General features: G+C 56.7%; 16 protein-coding genes. 13 read left to right on the plus strand and 3 right to left on the minus strand.

All coding sequences use genetic code 11. The features are described 5' to 3' along the window. Positions 1 to 48: 48 nt before the first annotated feature. From H559_RS0107965 to H559_RS22165, 3 genes are read right to left on the minus strand one after another with little or no spacing between them, the layout of a single operon-like run. Positions 49 to 1,404 carry an ABC transporter ATP-binding protein gene (locus tag H559_RS0107965; RefSeq protein WP_081412938.1) on the minus strand — a complete coding sequence of 452 codons (1,356 nt, stop codon included), beginning with the start codon at positions 1,402 to 1,404 and terminating at the stop codon, positions 49 to 51. Next, positions 1,394 to 2,194, minus strand: a complete 801-nt coding sequence (locus H559_RS0107970; RefSeq protein ID WP_051279108.1) for an ABC transporter permease — start codon at positions 2,192 to 2,194, stop codon at positions 1,394 to 1,396. The genes H559_RS0107965 and H559_RS0107970 overlap by 11 nt, the downstream gene beginning before the upstream one ends. After that, the gene (locus H559_RS22165) at positions 2,188 to 2,913 is read right to left on the minus strand and encodes a methyltransferase domain-containing protein (RefSeq protein WP_211230908.1); all 726 of its coding nucleotides are present in this window, start codon (positions 2,911 to 2,913) and stop codon (positions 2,188 to 2,190) included. The genes H559_RS0107970 and H559_RS22165 overlap by 7 nt, the downstream gene beginning before the upstream one ends. Positions 2,914 to 2,926: 13 nt before the next feature. On the opposite strand from H559_RS22165, the gene H559_RS0107985 reads away from it, so the two are divergent. The 13 genes from H559_RS0107985 (at position 2,927) to H559_RS0108040 (ending at position 16,737) form a co-directional block, all read left to right on the plus strand. Next, positions 2,927 to 4,123, plus strand: a complete 1,197-nt coding sequence (locus tag H559_RS0107985; protein ID WP_155845334.1) for a PilN family protein — start codon at positions 2,927 to 2,929, stop codon at positions 4,121 to 4,123. A gap of 106 nt (positions 4,124 to 4,229) precedes the next feature. Further along, on the plus strand, positions 4,230 to 4,949 hold the full coding sequence (locus H559_RS0107990; protein WP_155845335.1) for a hypothetical protein: 720 nt from the start codon (positions 4,230 to 4,232) through the stop codon (positions 4,947 to 4,949). Then, positions 4,943 to 5,386, plus strand: coding sequence for a hypothetical protein (locus tag H559_RS21615; RefSeq protein WP_028452274.1), 444 nt, complete (start codon positions 4,943 to 4,945; stop codon positions 5,384 to 5,386). The genes H559_RS0107990 and H559_RS21615 overlap by 7 nt, the downstream gene beginning before the upstream one ends. A gap of 70 nt (positions 5,387 to 5,456) precedes the next feature. Continuing rightward, positions 5,457 to 7,868: a secretin GspD/PilQ domain-containing protein gene (locus H559_RS0108000; RefSeq protein WP_028452275.1), complete on the plus strand. Its 2,412-nt coding sequence runs from the start codon at positions 5,457 to 5,459 to the stop codon at positions 7,866 to 7,868. Positions 7,869 to 8,507: 639 nt separating this feature from the next. Then, positions 8,508 to 10,292, plus strand: a complete 1,785-nt coding sequence (locus H559_RS0108005) for a hypothetical protein (protein WP_028452276.1) — start codon at positions 8,508 to 8,510, stop codon at positions 10,290 to 10,292. A gap of 163 nt (positions 10,293 to 10,455) precedes the next feature. Then, positions 10,456 to 12,159 (plus strand): GspE/PulE family protein, encoded by a 1,704-nt coding sequence (locus H559_RS19495; protein WP_211230909.1) that lies wholly within the window; start codon positions 10,456 to 10,458, stop codon positions 12,157 to 12,159. Positions 12,160 to 12,161: 2 nt separating this feature from the next. Beyond that, entirely contained in the window at positions 12,162 to 13,370 is a 1,209-nt protein-coding gene (locus H559_RS0108015; RefSeq protein WP_028452277.1) for a type II secretion system F family protein, read from the plus strand. Then, on the plus strand, positions 13,370 to 13,837 hold the full coding sequence (gene gspG, locus H559_RS0108020) for a type II secretion system major pseudopilin GspG (protein WP_028452278.1): 468 nt from the start codon (positions 13,370 to 13,372) through the stop codon (positions 13,835 to 13,837). Before H559_RS0108015 ends, gspG begins: the two co-directional genes overlap by 1 nt. 6 nt (positions 13,838 to 13,843) lie before the next feature. Beyond that, positions 13,844 to 14,272: a prepilin-type N-terminal cleavage/methylation domain-containing protein gene (locus tag H559_RS19500; RefSeq protein WP_081412939.1), complete on the plus strand. Its 429-nt coding sequence runs from the start codon at positions 13,844 to 13,846 to the stop codon at positions 14,270 to 14,272. Further along, a complete protein-coding gene (locus H559_RS22625; RefSeq protein ID WP_155845336.1) occupies positions 14,269 to 14,709 on the plus strand; it encodes a hypothetical protein in 441 nt (146 codons plus the stop codon). Before H559_RS19500 ends, H559_RS22625 begins: the two co-directional genes overlap by 4 nt. Further along, on the plus strand, positions 14,709 to 15,335 hold the full coding sequence (locus H559_RS0108030) for a PulJ/GspJ family protein (RefSeq protein WP_081412940.1): 627 nt from the start codon (positions 14,709 to 14,711) through the stop codon (positions 15,333 to 15,335). The genes H559_RS22625 and H559_RS0108030 overlap by 1 nt, the downstream gene beginning before the upstream one ends. Continuing rightward, a complete protein-coding gene (locus H559_RS0108035; RefSeq protein ID WP_081412941.1) occupies positions 15,284 to 16,405 on the plus strand; it encodes a type II secretion system protein GspK in 1,122 nt (373 codons plus the stop codon). The genes H559_RS0108030 and H559_RS0108035 overlap by 52 nt, the downstream gene beginning before the upstream one ends. Positions 16,406 to 16,542: 137 nt before the next feature. After that, positions 16,543 to 16,737, plus strand: coding sequence for a hypothetical protein (locus H559_RS0108040; RefSeq protein ID WP_028452281.1), 195 nt, complete (start codon positions 16,543 to 16,545; stop codon positions 16,735 to 16,737). Position 16,738 lies beyond the last annotated feature (1 nt).

The raw sequence follows: 16,738 nt of genomic DNA on the forward strand, positions 1-16,738 counted from the left end.
CTTCAGACTCTTAAATGTAAATTTGGAACATGGCTTTGCAAGATGGAATCAAGCCGGATCGAGTTGCAGCAACTCGACCCGCTGCATTGGCAAACCAACCAGCCCGGTGCCCACCGAACTGGCGTGCGACCGCAAAAACAATGCATCATGAATCCAGTCATGCTGGACATGATCGTCAGGTGTGCCATCAGCCACGGCCACAGCCAGGGAGTAATCTCCTACTGGCAAATAAGGCAAACGGAAGACGAAACGAGCCAGAATGGAGCTCCCCCCCATCAGAGGGCCGGGGCGCGCGAACAGATAGGTATTTTCACCAAAAAGGGTTTGTCCAAGCCGATCCTTGATATAAAAACCCACAATCGGTGCTCGTAACATGCCGTGACACTGCAAGCGGATTTCCAGAGATACCTGTTCGCCCCCCACCATCCAAGATAATGCTCGCCCGGCATCATCAAGTAATGACACATTCTGGATACGGGCGGCACCAGCACCAAAACGCAGCGCATCAGTTCGAAACCGAAAGACCTCAACATCATTCCGCAGTGGTGTAGTATTTAGCCATGGCTCACGCTGATCGTGCCACGGCAGTTCGGGCAAAGGCTCATGCAACTGGGCGGCCGGATCATCGCTGCGCTCCTCGCTGGCAAATAATGCAGCCAGATAGCTTTCGCACACCCCCTTTGCCGGCCCTTGCTCTCGCACCTTGCCAGCCTCCAGCCATACCGCGTACGAGCAAAGGGCCATCACAGCAGTTGTGTCATGACTGACAAAAAGCAAGGTGCCGTGCTCGCGAAACTGATGCAGAAAGCGCATGCATTTCTGGGTGAAATAGGCGTCCCCTACCGCCAACGCCTCATCGATGATCAGCACATCGGCATCAACATGCGCAAGCACAGCAAAGGCAAGGCGAACGAACATGCCACTGGAGTAGGTCTTGACGGGCTGATCAATAAACTCGCCAATCTCTGCGAACGCCTCAATACTTGCCATACGCCCATCCACCTCACGGCGGGTCAAGCCATAGAGGCTGGCATTCAGATACACATTCTCCCGTCCGGTGAAATCGGGATTAAATCCTGCACCAAGTTCAAGCAAAGCCGCCACGCGGCCTTCCACATGCAGCGAGCCAGAAGTCGGCTGCAAAGTACCACAAAGCATTTGCAGCAAAGTCGACTTACCTGCGCCATTGCGGCCAATAATACCCACCGTAGTACCACGCCGCACCTCAAATGAAACAGAAGCTAACGCAGTATACCCCTCATCCTCACCACCGACCGGGCTTCCACGCAAGGCATGCCAGATCAATTGCCACGGATGCCGCCCGCGCGGATAACGCTTGCCTACCGCATCAACCCGGATGACAACATCCTGCAGCAGCTCATCCTGCTGAATCTCAGAGGACATCAGCAAACCCCTTTTGCACGCGACGGAAGAACCAGAACCCGAAAAATGCCAATAAAGTCGACAACGATAGCATCAACAGCCACTGCCCCAGGTCAGGCCACTGACCAAGCAGCAGCACGGCACGGGTTGACTCGATCAGCCAGGTGAGCGGATTGAGATGCATCCATGGGCGCAGGAAGGCGGGAACCGCGCTAGCTGGGTACAAAACTGGACTGGCAAACAAAAGGGCTGTCGCAGCAAAGCCGGTCAGTTGGGCTATATCACGCAGATAGGTACCAAGCGCAGTAAGTAGCCAGGCCAGCCCAAGCCCGAGCAACAGCAGCGGCAACCACACCAACGGCAAAGCGATTGCAGACCAATGCAGGCCGCTACCAAGAATGGCATTAAGAACCAGCAGCAAGCTGAGACCGATCAGCGCATTGACTCCTGCCGCCAGTACACCAACCACTGGCAGCAACGGAAGAGGAAACACCACCTTTTTGACATAATTGCTCTGTCTGATCAACGCTTGAGGGCTAAGAACCAGAATCTCGGCCATCCAGCCGTGTACCAGCATCCCGCAATACACCATCAGCGCAAAACCTGTCCGCCCTCCCTGCTCGGAGATGCCCGGCCAGCGAGCCCTCATCACCTCGGTAAATACCAGCGTATAGAGCAGCAGCATCAGCATCGGCCCCAGCAAGGACCAGCCCAAGCCGAGCCAGGAGCCTTTGTAACGCCCCTGCACTTCGCGCTGGGTCAGCGCAACAAGCAGACTGGCCCGCGTAGACCCTTCAAGCAATTTCAGCATCCGGGCACCAGACGCTGCGCCAGACGGCAAATCAGACCCGCGCGACAACGTGTCCAGAGGCTCTGCTCGGGCACCTGGAATACACCAACCGTATCGCCCCACAAGGCACTATCCGCATCATGATGAGGCGTCCAGTCAGTATGGATGGACAAGGCATGCACCCTACCCCATGCCGCTAGCGCCTGAAAACCATCCGGATAAAAACGCCAGCAATCCTCAGGATAGCGATGCTCCGGCCCCCTTGATGGCGCGATCAGGAAAATATGACCACCGGGCTTCACCACACGCACCATCTCGAGCCAGGACAACCAGAAAAAAGGTACATGTTCAAATGCCTGCCCCGACACGACCACATCGACACTGCGACTAGCCAGAGGCAAGCGGTAGGGCGACTCCAGCACCAGATCAACATTGGGCCCCGCAGCAAGATCAACGCCGCGGTATTGCCAGCCAGGACGGTCAAAGACAGGACGGTAGCTGCCATTTACATCATAACTGCCGATATCAAGGATACTCAGAGGCTTGTTGCCATCAAGAAACTGTCCGGCACACGCCGCCATGTGTTCATAAGAACTTTTGTGCATGAAGAATGCCTCAAGCTGCGAACGAGCAGCTTCGAAATCGTGCCCGAAGAACACGCCTGACAACAAGTACAAGCGGGACGGGAGCACCTGAAAGGAAAAGGGAGCATTATCGGCAACACCCCAAAGGGAACGCAAGGACAGAATACCGATGCGAGCCTCCCAGCGGAAAATAATGCACACGACAACAGCAACAGCCTATAAAATTGCCGGCTGGCAGCCAGGCCAGCATTTTCAATGCCCTACCTCGCACAGCACGAGAAAGATCAACGTGACAAGCACTCGACTACAAATTCAACTGGGCGCAGCAACTGAACAGCTGCGCCAGCTTCTGCTGGCCCTCCCGCGCTGGCTTGGCTTTTTGCCCGGCCTGCAATTGATGCCTCGCAAGTATTGCCATTACACCCGCATCCCGCTCAAAGGTATTCCTGAAAAGCACCAGGCACCAGCCATTCGTCTTAGATTGCAGCAACTTGCCATTTTTCCGCAGACAGGCTTTTGCTTTCAGGTGCAAAACGAAGAAGCCCACATCTGGTACTGGGATGATGAACAGGCCAAGCTGATGTTTGCCGGCCAGCGCATTCAACCCTGGCCCGAACCGCTCTGGCGCGCGCCTCTAGAACAAGGAGTTCGCAGCCTGCGCTGCAGCGAGGGCTTTGAACTGGAAGGAATCAACGACCAGCAAATTTACCGCACCCGCTGGCTGCAGAACCCACCCACACCCCAGGAACAACAGGATTTCCTGCGCGACCTCGGTCAAAACCAGGGGGGGGATCTCAACACACCGGTTCTGCTGCCCAGAATGCGCAGGCCAGTAGCAGGCTGGCGCGGGCAATCGGCGCTTGCTCCAACCGTCCCGGGCTGGCTCATGCTGTTCACTGCCGCCCTGCTCATTCTCATACTGGCCGGCACGCTGGAAGGCGTAAAAATCCAACGCCTCAAAACAGAGCTGGCCAATCAGAAACAGGAAAAGCACAAGCTGCAACAAGCTACCGAGGCTCTTGCAAAACTTGAAGCGACCCTACAAGAGCAGACCCCGGAGATTGAAAGAATCAACCAGCTCAGCGAACAACCCAGGCAAAGCGTTTTGCTCGCAGAGCTGGCTCGCAAAGGCATACTGGGCTCAGCATCAGACGTCTATCTGAGCGAGTGGCTGTATCGCAGCAACAGCGTAAGCGCCACATTCCGTCTTGGCGGCAAGGCCAACGCATCCGAGCTGATCACCGCCCTGGAAAAAACAGGCCTATTCAGCGACATTGGCCTGATTCCCGACCCGCCACGCGGCATGATCAAGCTGCAGCTCCAGCTGCCCCAGCCTGACGATGCCGAGCCAGACACCGAAAAGTGAATATTCACAAAATTCCAGACATGAACCCCGCACACCGCAGTCCGGCAGGAACGGCATGAACGCAAGCACATCAGACACAACATCACGCAAGCGACCCCCAAGCGCATTGCAACATCAACTCGCGCGGCTTCTGCAGGAAATCCGCAGCAACCCGCGACTGCAAATGGCGCTCGCGGCCATCATCACGATCGCGGCAAGCAGCAGCGTACTGTCAATGATGGATGCGCGACAAACACTCGAACAACAGGTACTGAAGGGGGCCGAGCGCAATACCGCACTCTTGCGCAAACTCAATGGCCCGAACAATCAGGCAAGCCTGCAGGCAAGCATCGAGCGCAATACCCAGCAGATTGATGCAGCCCTTTGGCAGGCACCATCTCCTGCCATCCTGCAAACCAGCTACTCAAGCTGGCTCGCTGGCGAACTTGCTGATGCAGGCATCGCCAATGTCCAGCCAAGCCAGCCCGTCCTGCAAAGCACCGACGAAGCAAGCGACCAGCAAAACCTGGCATGCAGTAGCGCCCCCTGCCCTTTGCTTGAGGTGCGCAGCACGATTCGCGCCCCCTTCACGCCAGCCAGCATTGGCAAGATCTTCCAGCTCACGGAAGGCGGTGAACGCATTACCCGCATCGAACAATTGAGCCTCAACACAACCACCAAACAGCTAGAAATAGCACTGCTCAGCCTCGGGCGCATCGCACCCGACGCCAGCGAGCCAGCGGAAGCAAGCACCAGCAGCATCCAACCAGCGCCAATTGCACAAACTGGCAGCGCCAGCGCACCGGAAACCCAGCAACCCGCAAAGATAGTGGAAATCAAATGGTAAATTTCAGCAGACTGGTCAGCGTCACGCTCGGACTTTGCCTTCTGGTCGGCATCCTGAGCTGGTACGGATATAGCGCCCCGAAGCCCGGCAAGATCGTTGGCACGGCAGCCCGCAATGCCACCCCTGCGCTTGTCATCAGCCCACCTCTGAAAAATGACCTGAAAACGCTCGGCGAAGCCGCCCCATGGGATATACAGGCACAGCAAGCCAACACGGCCAGCGCCGTCACCACGGAAACCTGGCGCCGTGTCGCCATTGTCACGGAAAACAAGACCACCAGCGCATTACTGCAATCGCCTGCCGGGGAAATCAAAACCTACAAAGCTGGCGATTTGCTTCCCGACGGCAGCAAGCTCATCGCGGTCAACAGCCGCGAAGTCATCATCCGCCCGGCAGGCAACAACCAGAAAAACATGACCATGCGCTTCGGAGACTGACGACGCACAACGGCGTCAGCACAGGCCAGACAAGGGCCACTTTTCACACGAATACAGCCAGGCAACACCCATGACCGCAAGCATTACCCCTCACTTCCGTTTCAAGCCACTGGCACTCGCACTAGCCGCACTACTGACGGCCTGCGCCCAGCCCGCCCCATGGCCGGAAGCCACCCCGCTGAACCCGACCCAGACCCGCGACAATAACACCGAGGGCAAGGGTACCGTCATCGGCGGCACCGATGACAAACCCGCCCAGACAGCCATCTATAAAATTCCGGCTGCGCCGGTCAGCAAGCAGCCACCGGTCGCCACGCAAACCCCGCCCAAATTCGAGGACGAAAAGGGCAAGGAAGCCACCGTGGCCTTCGATGCGATGCCACTGCCGCAATTCATCCAGTCGGTATATGGTGTCATCCTCAAGCGCACGATCAATATCGACCCGCAAATTCTGTCGCGCCGCGATCTGGTCAGCATGCGCTCGGGCAAACCCATGACGCCCAGCCAGCTCTACACCGCCGCCAATACCGTGCTGCAATCCTATGGCATTGCCGTGCAGGATTTGCCCGGCGTAACCCGCTTTGTCCCCGAAGCCGGCGATGCTGGCACACTGCCGGAAATTCGCCGCGGACGCGCCATGCCGGAAGTACCGCAGAGCGTGCGCCCCCAGTTTTATCTGGTTGAACTGCAGAATACCCAGACCGCCCAGGCCATGACCTGGCTGACCAGCATTTTTGGCACTCGCATCACCGTGCGTGATGATGCGACCCGAAATGCATTAATGATTAGTGGATCACCGCAGAACATCAGCGCCGCCATGCAGGCACTGAACTCGCTCGACCAGCCACTGATGCGCGGCCGCGTGGGCGCCCGCATCAACCCGGTGTACTGGTCCGCCGACGAAATGGCCAAGCGTCTCAACGAAATACTGATGGCTGAAGGCTATTACAGTTCCAACAGCCCTTCAGCAAACACTCCAGCCCTGCTTGTGCCCGTTTCCGGGCTCAATTCGGTACTCGTCTTCGTCAACAACCAGCCCCTGCTCGACCACATCCTGCACTGGGCCGAAGAGCTCGACCAACCCAGCCAGGCGCGCAATGGCAACTACTTCATTTACCCAGTACGCAATGCTGACGCCTCAGAGATCGCCAACACACTATCCCAGGTTCTTGGGGGTGGCGGCGCCTCAACCGGTGGCGACGGCAAAACAACAGCACCTGCCAATGCAGGCGGCCGTGCCGTTGTCGACAAAGCCACCAACAGCCTGATCATCAAGGCCACGCCAGCCGAATACCAACAGTGGTACACGCTGATCCGCGAACTCGACAAGCCGGCCCGCAGCGCACTCATCAACGTCACCGTTGCCGAAGTCAAGACCAGTGCCACGAATGAGCTTGGGTTTGAATGGATGGTTCGCAATATTGACCTCGGCAAACTTGGCATCGGCACTCTCACCCTGGGCAAGGGCGGGCTTCTACTGGACTCAACCAAAGGCATCCAGCCACGTGCCGGTAGCTCTAATGCCACCGTAGTTCTTAATGCCCTGGCATCACAGAATCTGGCGCGCACACTATCCAACCCTAGCCTGCTCACGCGCAGCGGCGAACAGGCCTCGATCACCATCGGCGAAGAAGTCCCCATCATCACCTCGACGCAAAGCAACGCCAACAGCGGAGCAACCGACAAAGTCCTCTCCACGGTCCAGTACCGTCAGACCGGCACAACACTGAACGTCAAACCAGTCGTGCATAACGGTGGGCGCATTGAGCTCACGATCACCCAGGAAGTCAGTACAGCAAACCAGACCACGGTCTCCGGCATTGACAGTCCGACCATCGGAACCAAAAAAATTGACACCAAGTTGACCGTTCGCGACGGCAACACAGTGATTCTCGGCGGCATCATTTCCGATACATCCAGCAATGCCAATGGCGGCGTTCCGTATGCCATGGATGTGCCAGTAGTTGGCAGTCTGTTCAAGAACGAAAAAAACAGCGGCAACCGCACTGAGCTGGTCATGCTGATCACCGCCTATGCGGTGGAAGACGACTTCGATCTAGAATCGATTGCGGACGCCTTCCGCCAGCGCCTGCCGTGGAGTGAACCACTCTGGCGGAAAACCCCACAACCCGAAATCAATTCATCAACAATTACAAACGCAAACAGCGCAAGCAGTTCAGCGGCACAGCCTGCCAGCATTACCGGACGTGCAATATCTCAACCTTATGGCAAACCATCGCCGCAGACCGCTCCAAACGCAGCCGCCACGTCGCCAGTCAGCGCGGCAGAAACTGTAGTTGAAACACGGCCGGTCAGTGGCGACGAGGTCCCAGTCGCATCCAGCACACCCGCACCGGCAACGCAACCCACCACAACAGGTAGCGCACCGGCAGCTCCCGCAACCGGAAATACACCGGTCACTGACGAGCAACTGAAAAAAGAGCTGATGGATGCACTGAAGAAAGGCGGTTATGTGAAATAAATACTGTAACTTATGTCACAGACAGCAAGAGGGCCGGCATGCCGGCCCTCTTGCATGACAGGCGCCGTTTCACAAGCCACCACCCCCAGCATTGTTGCAAAATCACAACATCACCACACCACTCAAAACGCCATACCCTACAACCTATGCAACCATAGCCATTGCAAATAAATGGTCATGGAAGCATACCCAAATATAACCCTGTGTTACATTCAAATGACGCAAGAGTAAATTCCCCCTCTGAATCGCCACTTTTGCGCACTGCAACACCCGCACTGCCCACAGCAACGGCACAAGTCTATTAGCATACCCTTGTTTTTATTTGGCTTTTTCTGCAGAAAAGAGCCGACAGACCGCAGTAGCACGCACGCAACAGCGCTTGCCGCTCGAATAATCTATCGCACCCCCCCACTTGTAACATTGCAGGCAACACGCTATCGTTCAACGCAATGCGGTTTGACGCAGAGCTTTATCACCCGTGGATTTTGCAACGCATTAATACCAAGCATTGCCTCGCGGCACCGGGACGCGGTATGATTCACCGACCTAGCACTTACAGGGTCGAGTGGAAGGGCTTTCTGGCTCTTTACACCGCACGCCAAGGTATTCAAATTAGTTAGTTCAAGGAACTTGAAGACTATGAAACAAACTCTGATTTCCCGCCTCATCGTAGGCGCTCTGGCCACCGTGGCTGCGGGCTCCGCATTTGCCGGCCAAATCCAGTCGTCCTCCGTTTCGATCGCTCGCGAAGTAATCACTTCCAACGATCAGAAAGTGGTATCCCCCGCTATTTCCTATCGCTTCTTCGGTGACGTTGACGCGCGCAACCAGGATCAAACCTTCCAGGTTCAATTCAAGCTGCCGGCTGGCGTTGAATGGAAAACTACCGGTCTGGCTATCGCTGCTGGCGTTGCTCCGCAAATCCGCGTTACCGACGGTGTCGCCGGCGGTGCAGCGGTTGCTCAAGGCACTGCCGCAGGTCAAATCGAAGTAGTAGCTCTGAACATCGACAGCACCGACAAGAGCATCATCTACGCAACACTGACTCTGCACCAAGGCGCGGCCGCTCTGGTTAAGCAACCGCTGATCACCCTGTCTTCGTCCGGCACCGCATCTGACAACCCGACTATCGTCGGCTTGAAGAACATCGTTGGTACCGTTGGTGAGTGCGACACCGAAGTGAAGAAGCTGCCGGTCAACTTCAAGCACTTCGTATCGCTGTCCACTCCGACTACTCTCGCCACCGAAGCCAACGCTCAGGCTGACGAACACGTTCGTAGCGGCTCGACCAACGACACCACCCTGATCACCTTCCCGGTGAACATCAAGGTTGCCGTTACTGCTCCGACCCGTCAGGCACAACTGGATCCGGCTCTGAACCAGACCGTATTCAAGAACAACGGTGTTGCTACCGCTACACCTCCGGGCTTCGGCAGCTGGGTCAGCAACACCCTGGCCAACCTGGGTAGCATCAACCTGACCCAAAATGCTTTCGGTTACGATGCTGACGGCAAGGTTCAATACCTGCTGGCCAACATGTCCGCCATCGCAGCTGCAACCGCTCCGTACACCACCCCGGCTGATTCCGGTGATGTTGAAGCCAAGCAACTGGAAGTGACCGTCAATGCCAGCGCTGGTTTTGTCGTTAACACCGGTTCGCAACTGTTCCTGTCTAACGCAGCTAACTGCGGTGCTGCAATTGCAGGCACTGCTGTTGCCATCACCAGCAGCAACGCGGCCGGCCCGATCAAGCTGACCCTGCCGACCGCCGGCTTGGATGCAGCTGCCAAGTACGTGTGCTATGACACCGGCACTACTGCTGGCGTGATTCCGGCCAGCTCGTTCGACGCTACCGCCGTTCTGGTCAAGGCTGACAACAATGCCGCCTTCGACGGCGAACAAAACAACTCTTGCAAGGGCCCGCTGACTTCCCTGGGCGGCCAGATCAAGATTGACGTTCGCAACTATGCTGCCAACGCACGCCAAGACGGCTGGCTGTCGGTTCTGCGCCTGATCAACAACAGCGAAAGCCGCACCATCGACGTATACGGTCAGTACATCCACGCTGACGGCATGTACGGCAAGTGGGGCAAGGTTGCAACCCTGAAGCCGCGCGCTGTTGTGAACATGCTGCCGGCCGATGTTGACGGCAAGCTGACTTCTGCTCCGGCTCACAGCACTTCCGCCAACAACGCAACTGCAGCCCTGCCGACTTCCGGTGATGCTCCGCGCCTGCGTCTGACTACCGACAACGGCAACACCCTGCGCGTACAGAACTACCTGTACAACCCGGCTTCCGGCAACTTCATCGAAGCTTCCAGCAGCCAAGGCGTTGACCTGAGCGGCAACGTTAACGATCGTGCACAAGGTGTTGACACCCTGAACGATCAAGACGCACAAGTTGGTCTGAACGGCCAAAACTAAGCCAAGAATCATCTGATTCTTAGCTGATAAAACCGGAGGGTTCGCCCTCCGGTTTTTTTTGCTCTATCTCCTCACAAGCCGGCAATCTACCCTCGGCTTGCGCTGGCAAAGCCCTCCCCCGGTGGTACAATCTGCCCAGTCTCACTACCTTGCAGAATACGCCGTGCCTGATGACACCCCCTTGCGCCTGGGCGAACTTCTCATCGCCCGCGGGGCCATTGATGATGATGGCCTGACCCGCGCGCTTGAACTGCAGCGCAGCAGCCAGGGCGACCGCCTCGGCGCGATTCTGATCCGCCTGGGCCTGATCTCGGAATTCACGCTGCTGGAATGCCTGTCTGCCCAGCTCGGCTTTGCCGTCTTTGCCGGCGATGACTTGGCCGACGCAGCGCCACTGATCAAGCAGGAGCACCTGCAGCGCCAGATCAGCCGGGCACTCGCCCAGCGCTTCAGCTTTGCACTGCTGCCGCGCAAGGATTCCCGGCCGCTGCTGATCTGCCGTGACCCGCTGGACTCCGGCCTGCGCGAGTACCTGACAACCCGCCAGCAGTTCGAATCCGTACCGGAGTGCTGCCTGATTGCCCAGCGCGATTTCGAGCGCCTGCTTGCCGAGGTCTACCGCGAAAGCACCCAGGGTAGCGGCAATCAGGATTTGCGTCGCATGGCCGAGGATGCGCCGGTCGTCGAGCTGGTGAACGGGGTGCTCGCTCGCGCCAACGACAAGGGCGCATCGGATGTGCATATCGAGCCACTGGAATTCGGCTTTACCGTACGCTATCGCGTTGATGGCCAGTTGCAGGCAACCGAGCATTATCCTCGCGAGCGTTTTGATGCCGTGGTCAGCCGCATCAAGCTGATTTCGGGGCTGGACATTTCCGAGCGCCGCATGACGCAGGATGGCCGTTTTTCCAGCCGGGCTGCCGGCATCGAAACTGACGTACGGGTTTCGGTCATTCCTGCCATATTTGGTGAATCCATCGTCATGCGACTATTGCCAATGTCGCAGAACAAGCGCTTCTCACTCGATGGCCTCGGCTTCGAACCCGACCATCTTGCGCTGTTCCAGAGCTGGATGGACCTTCCGGATGGCATCATTCTGGTGACCGGCCCGACCGGCTCGGGTAAAAGCACAACCTTGTATGCAGCCCTGTCGGCATGCGACCGGGAACGCGAACGCATCCTGACCGTCGAAGACCCGGTCGAATACAAAATCGACGGGGTTACCCAGTTTCAGGTCAACAGTGACATCGGCTTCACCTTTACCGCCGCATTGCGCTCCATCCTCCGGCACGACCCGGATACGATCATGATCGGTGAAATCCGGGACGTGGATACCGCACGCATTGCCGTGCAGGCCTCACTGACCGGCCACCGCGTCCTGTCAACCCTGCACACCAACGACAGTGCAACGGCTTTTCTGCGCCTCGTCGATCTGGGTGTCGAGCAGTTCCTCGTCGGCGCAACGCTGCGCGGCGTGATCGCACAGCGTCTGGTGCGCAAGCTCTGCACTCACTGCAGCACTCCGCTGGATGTTCGTATGCTCTTGCCCGCTCACGCACGAGCATCCCTGCAAAGGCTCGGCATTCCCGAAGAACAATGGCACTTCCGCCAGGCAGTTGGCTGCAGCCATTGCAGTGATACCGGCTACCGGGGGCGCATGGCCATTTATGAAATGCTGTCAGCGACAGAACGCGTGCGGGCTGCGCTCAGCAAGCCATCACCTTCGCACATGGATTTGCTCGCGGCAATCGATGCGGATTTCCGCTATCTGCATGAAGACGGTCTGCTCAAGGCCGTTCGCGGTCAAACCAGTCTGGAAGAAGTCTTTGCCGTTGGCGGCTCTGCCATCTCGGCACAAGGTCATTGAGCATGCCTGAATTTCACTTTCTCGCTGCGACAGAAGATGGCCGCCAGGAATCGGGGTTGGTTGAGGCCGAATCCGCTGAGGAGGCCATGCGCCAGCTTGCGGAACGGCAGCTGAGTGTCTTCCAGCTGGAAGTTCACACGGCAGGCAGCAGCGCCGCAGGTGGTTGGCGACGCAAGAAAATCCGTCAGGATGAGCTGGTGGTACTTGTCCGCGAGCTGGCAACTCTCGCGAATGCCGGCATCAGCCTTGCGCAGGCATTGGACACCCTGCGTGATGCCAATCGCGATACTGCGCTCTTCCCCCCGCTGGATCGCATGGTCAACGCCATCCGGGGCGGCGAAGGTTTTTCAAGTGCACTGCAGCAGACAGGGCTGTCCTTGCCGGAATATGTGTTTGCCATGGTTCGCGCTGGCGAAGCCACCAGCAATCTGGGCATGGCACTGAACCGTGCCGCCGACCAGATGGAATTCGATGCTAAAATGCGCTCGCAAACCCGCGAAGCTCTGGTGTACCCGACCATTCTGATCAGTACGGGAACACTCGCGATTCTGTTCATTTTTTCATTTGTAGTGCCCCGGTTCGCCGGCCTGCTGAAAGGCCGCATTGACTCGCTTCCCTGGATTTCAGAAGTGGTACTGCGAGCAGGCATGTTCTTCAACCAGCACTTCATTGCTACGCTGGTTGCTCTGGCTGCCGGCACGGCTCTTGCAATTACTGCCAGCAGCAACCCGCAACTGCGACTGAAATGGCTTGGCCTTGCCGCCAATCTACCGATTCTTGGCGAGTGGATACGCAGTGGTGAAACTGCGCGCTGGACCACTGCCCTAGCGATGCTGCTGCAAAGTCGGGTAGCGATTCTGCCATCGCTGGAGCTGGCTTCCGTCTCTGTCCGTCTCGCCGTCACAGCATCACGGCTTGAAGCGGTACGCAATGATGTAAACCGCGGCAAGCCGCTATCACAGGCAGTTGAACACCAGAATCTGCTCGAACCGACTTCGCTATCGATGATCAAGGTTGGCGAGCAATCGGGTGAACTGGCCCCCATGCTGCAGCACGTTGCGCATTACTGGGGCGAGAAGAACCAGTCACTGCAACGGCGGGTGGTCTCCCTGATCGAACCGGCCAGTATTCTGGTATTGGGTATTGTTATCGGCTTTGTCATGGTCGGTGTTGTAATGGCTATGGCTAGCCTTACTGAGGTGAAATTCTAATGCGTAATCGCTTTCAGCCCTTGCGATACAGTCAGGGCTTTACATTGCTTGAAATGCTGGTGGTGCTGGTTATTATCGGGATGCTGGTCAGTCTAGTCGGCCCCAAATTGTTTTCCCATGTTGACTCTTCAAAAGTCCAGACGGCTGAAACACAGGTCAAACTGCTGCGCGGCGCACTGGAAACCATGCGCCTGGATATCGGCGTTTATCCGACAGAAGCTCAGGGGCTGGACTTGCTGGTCACAAAACCCAGTGAATCGAAGCTTGCCAAGAAATGGCGCGGCCCTTATCTGGAAGACGAACTGCCAGTGGATCCCTGGGGTAATCCCTACAAATACGTCGTTCCCGGCCCTGATGGTCGCCCCTTTGGCATAACGTCGCTCGGCTCGGATGGCGAGCCAGGTGGAGAAGGCTCCGCTGCGGACATTGGCATGCTCCCTAAGAAAAAAGCGGCTGCGGAAGAATAAGAAGGCATGCAAAGCAGGCATTGCGTCCCGCTGCGTCTGCGAGCGGGGTTTACGCTTCTGGAAATGCTGGTGGTACTCACCTTGATGGGGCTGCTCATCGGTATGGTAGCCCCCTCATACATCAATCGCCTTGATGCCACGGAACAGCAGTTCCGTGTGGATGAATACCGTGCAAGCCTGACACAACTCCCCCGCTGGGCCATGGTTCGTAATGAAGCAATCAGGCTGGATGCACAATCTGAATCGCTAATCCTTGGGGACCAAGTTGTACTGGATTTGCCGGAGGGGTGGAGGGCCGTATTCGATCCACCACTGCGCATATCGACCACTCAGATTTGTTCATCCAGCGCAGTGAAGCTATGGAATGCCAGCGGAGAATTGGCTGGTAGCTATTCAGTCATTGCACCTGACTGCCGTGTCGAGATTGCTGAATGACCCACCGCTCACATCATACCGGCTTTGCCATGCTTGAAGTGCTTGTGGCTCTTGTTCTAGTGACCTCTGTCGGTATCGCCGTCGTGCTGTGGGCTCAAAGTGGCTTGAGCACTGTAAGTCGTGTGCGTGCAGAGTATGAACGGCTTGAAGCAACGCGTCAGATCAATGACTGGGTGCGCACCTTGCCACAAAGTGGCCCTGCTTCGGGTGAAAACCGTGTCGGCCCCTGGAAAGTGCGCTGGACGCGAAAAATCCAGCAATCAAGCCCACAAACCGGTTATCCGCGGGGGGTCAGCACATTTGATGCTGTGATGTATCGCTATCAATACGATGTATTCACAGAGACATCAAATGACACTCCCTATCTATCCGATGAGGCGGTAATTCTGCTCTCACGCCAGGTTCGCGCTGCATCATCAGCAGAGGTTCCTTTCTGATGAGAAAAAATCCTCAATCACAACACGGGTTTACCTTGATGGAAATGCTGGTTGCGCTGGCAATTACCACACTGGTGATGACCTTGCTGATGGGTACTCTTTATTACGCCTTCCGGATTCGTGTAAAAATCACTGACGAGATCGGCAGCAGCGAAAGTACGGCCCGCAGCCAGGTGTGGTTGCGGCAGGTCATCAGTGGCGTCTTTCCTCTCCCCGCCGACGATGCCGATGCCTTTACTGGGGATGCCAAAGGCTTCAGCGCTCTGAGTAGCCTGCCATTAGCACCGGAAGCACCACTACCTCCACTGCGGGTAAATTTGGGCCTGAAGCCAAATGATCGTGCGGGTTTCGATCTGTTGTATCAATCCGGAGAGACTGAATTTGTTATTGCCAGCTGGCCTGATTGCACTGTTGCATTCACTTATGTGGATAACACAGGCAATGAGGTCAAGGAATGGCAGGCGCTGCATCAGCCTTCTGAACGAATTCCGCGTGCAGTGCGCTTAACCATCACACCCAATTGGGCTGGCGACGAAAGCAAATTGCTGTGGACCTTCTTTATCCCCTCTGACCCATGGATCAAGAAAAAACCGCCAAATTTCTTCGAATCAGGACAATCTTCCTGATGCCCCGTTCAGCTGTCATGCCAGTTTGGACCAATGATCGCCCCCGGAAAATCCGAAATGAAGGCGGATATGTGCTTGTACTGACGATTGCAGCATTGGCAATCCTGATGCTCGCCGGTGCTTTCATCGGGCAGCGCGTATCAGGCACGCTGCAACTGGCCATCGCAGAAAAAGATCGGGCAGAGGAACTGGCTGCAACTCAGAATGCACTGAATCAGATGGTTTTTCTGCTGGCAACCACGCAGCGCTTCGCCTTGGGAATGGGCGCTCCTGGACAATCAGTCCGATTTGATGGCGAATGGTACGACGCAGGTAATGGCATTGCCGTTGCCTTTGTTGATTCCAGGGCTCAGTTGAGTGTTGCAACACCTTCAAGATTATGGCTGGGAAGGCTGCTTGCCTCATACGGTCTTAGTGCAAATGATCAGGATGCCTTGCTGGACACACTGGAAGATTACAGTGACACGGATTCATTGAAGCGACTGCAAGGTGCGGAAGCTGCTGATTATGCAAGAGTCGCATTACCTGCGCCACGCAATCAGCCACTTGTCGCCGAGGAAGAACTATTGCGGATTTATGGCTGGCGCCAGCATGCTGCCCTATGGGCCAATGACGATGACAATCTGCTTCAGCAACTCAACGTATCATCGGATACCGGGGTAAATCCTGCAACAGCATCATGGCGGGTTCTGGTAGCGGCCTTCAGCCTTGACCCCAAAGCTGCAGCAAGCTTTGTCAAACAGCGGAATGCCGCTGATGACCTTACCGTCCAGAATCTGGCAAACAGCCTTGCTCCACCATTGACAGGCGACAACTTCATGAGCTTCCAGCGTGGCGTAGTTTTCCCCGGCGCCACCACTCTGGTCAAACTGGCTCCGATAGGAAAATCTTACGGCTGGGAGGTTAGCTTTACCCTTACGCCGGAATCCAAGGAAGGTGGCTGGCAACTGAGAAACTTTCGCTCCATACGTCTGAGCGCCGCCATTGCGGCAGATAAACTCCGGCCTATGCCAGACTTGAAGCCTTTTTCTGCCGAACTGCAAAACCTGACCACCCAGATGCCTTTCTAGAGAAAAAAAACGGGGTCTACCGAGGAACTGCATAACCGTCTGGTCTCGGATCATAATTTACCTCTCCGCAGTTGGCGACTCTATCTGGCACGTTCGGTTTTGGGTACGCTCAGCACGTCGATTTCCAGGTCAGGCCAATGAATCTCCGTCTGCACGGGCGCGCCCGTACCACTCCGGCTGTTCGTGCCGAAATCCAGGCCGCGCCGGCCGCCATCACCGATGCCGAACTGGCACGCCGCTATGGTGTCAGCAAGCCCACCATTGCCAATGACGCCGGCGCAGCTCGGTGCACGATGAATCACACACCGCGCATCATCTGCAAACCACACTGAC

Origin of the sequence: Chitinilyticum aquatile DSM 21506, from assembly GCF_000430805.1 — a bacterium.
In the GTDB taxonomy this organism is placed as follows: domain Bacteria; phylum Pseudomonadota; class Gammaproteobacteria; order Burkholderiales; family Chitinibacteraceae; genus Chitinilyticum; species Chitinilyticum aquatile.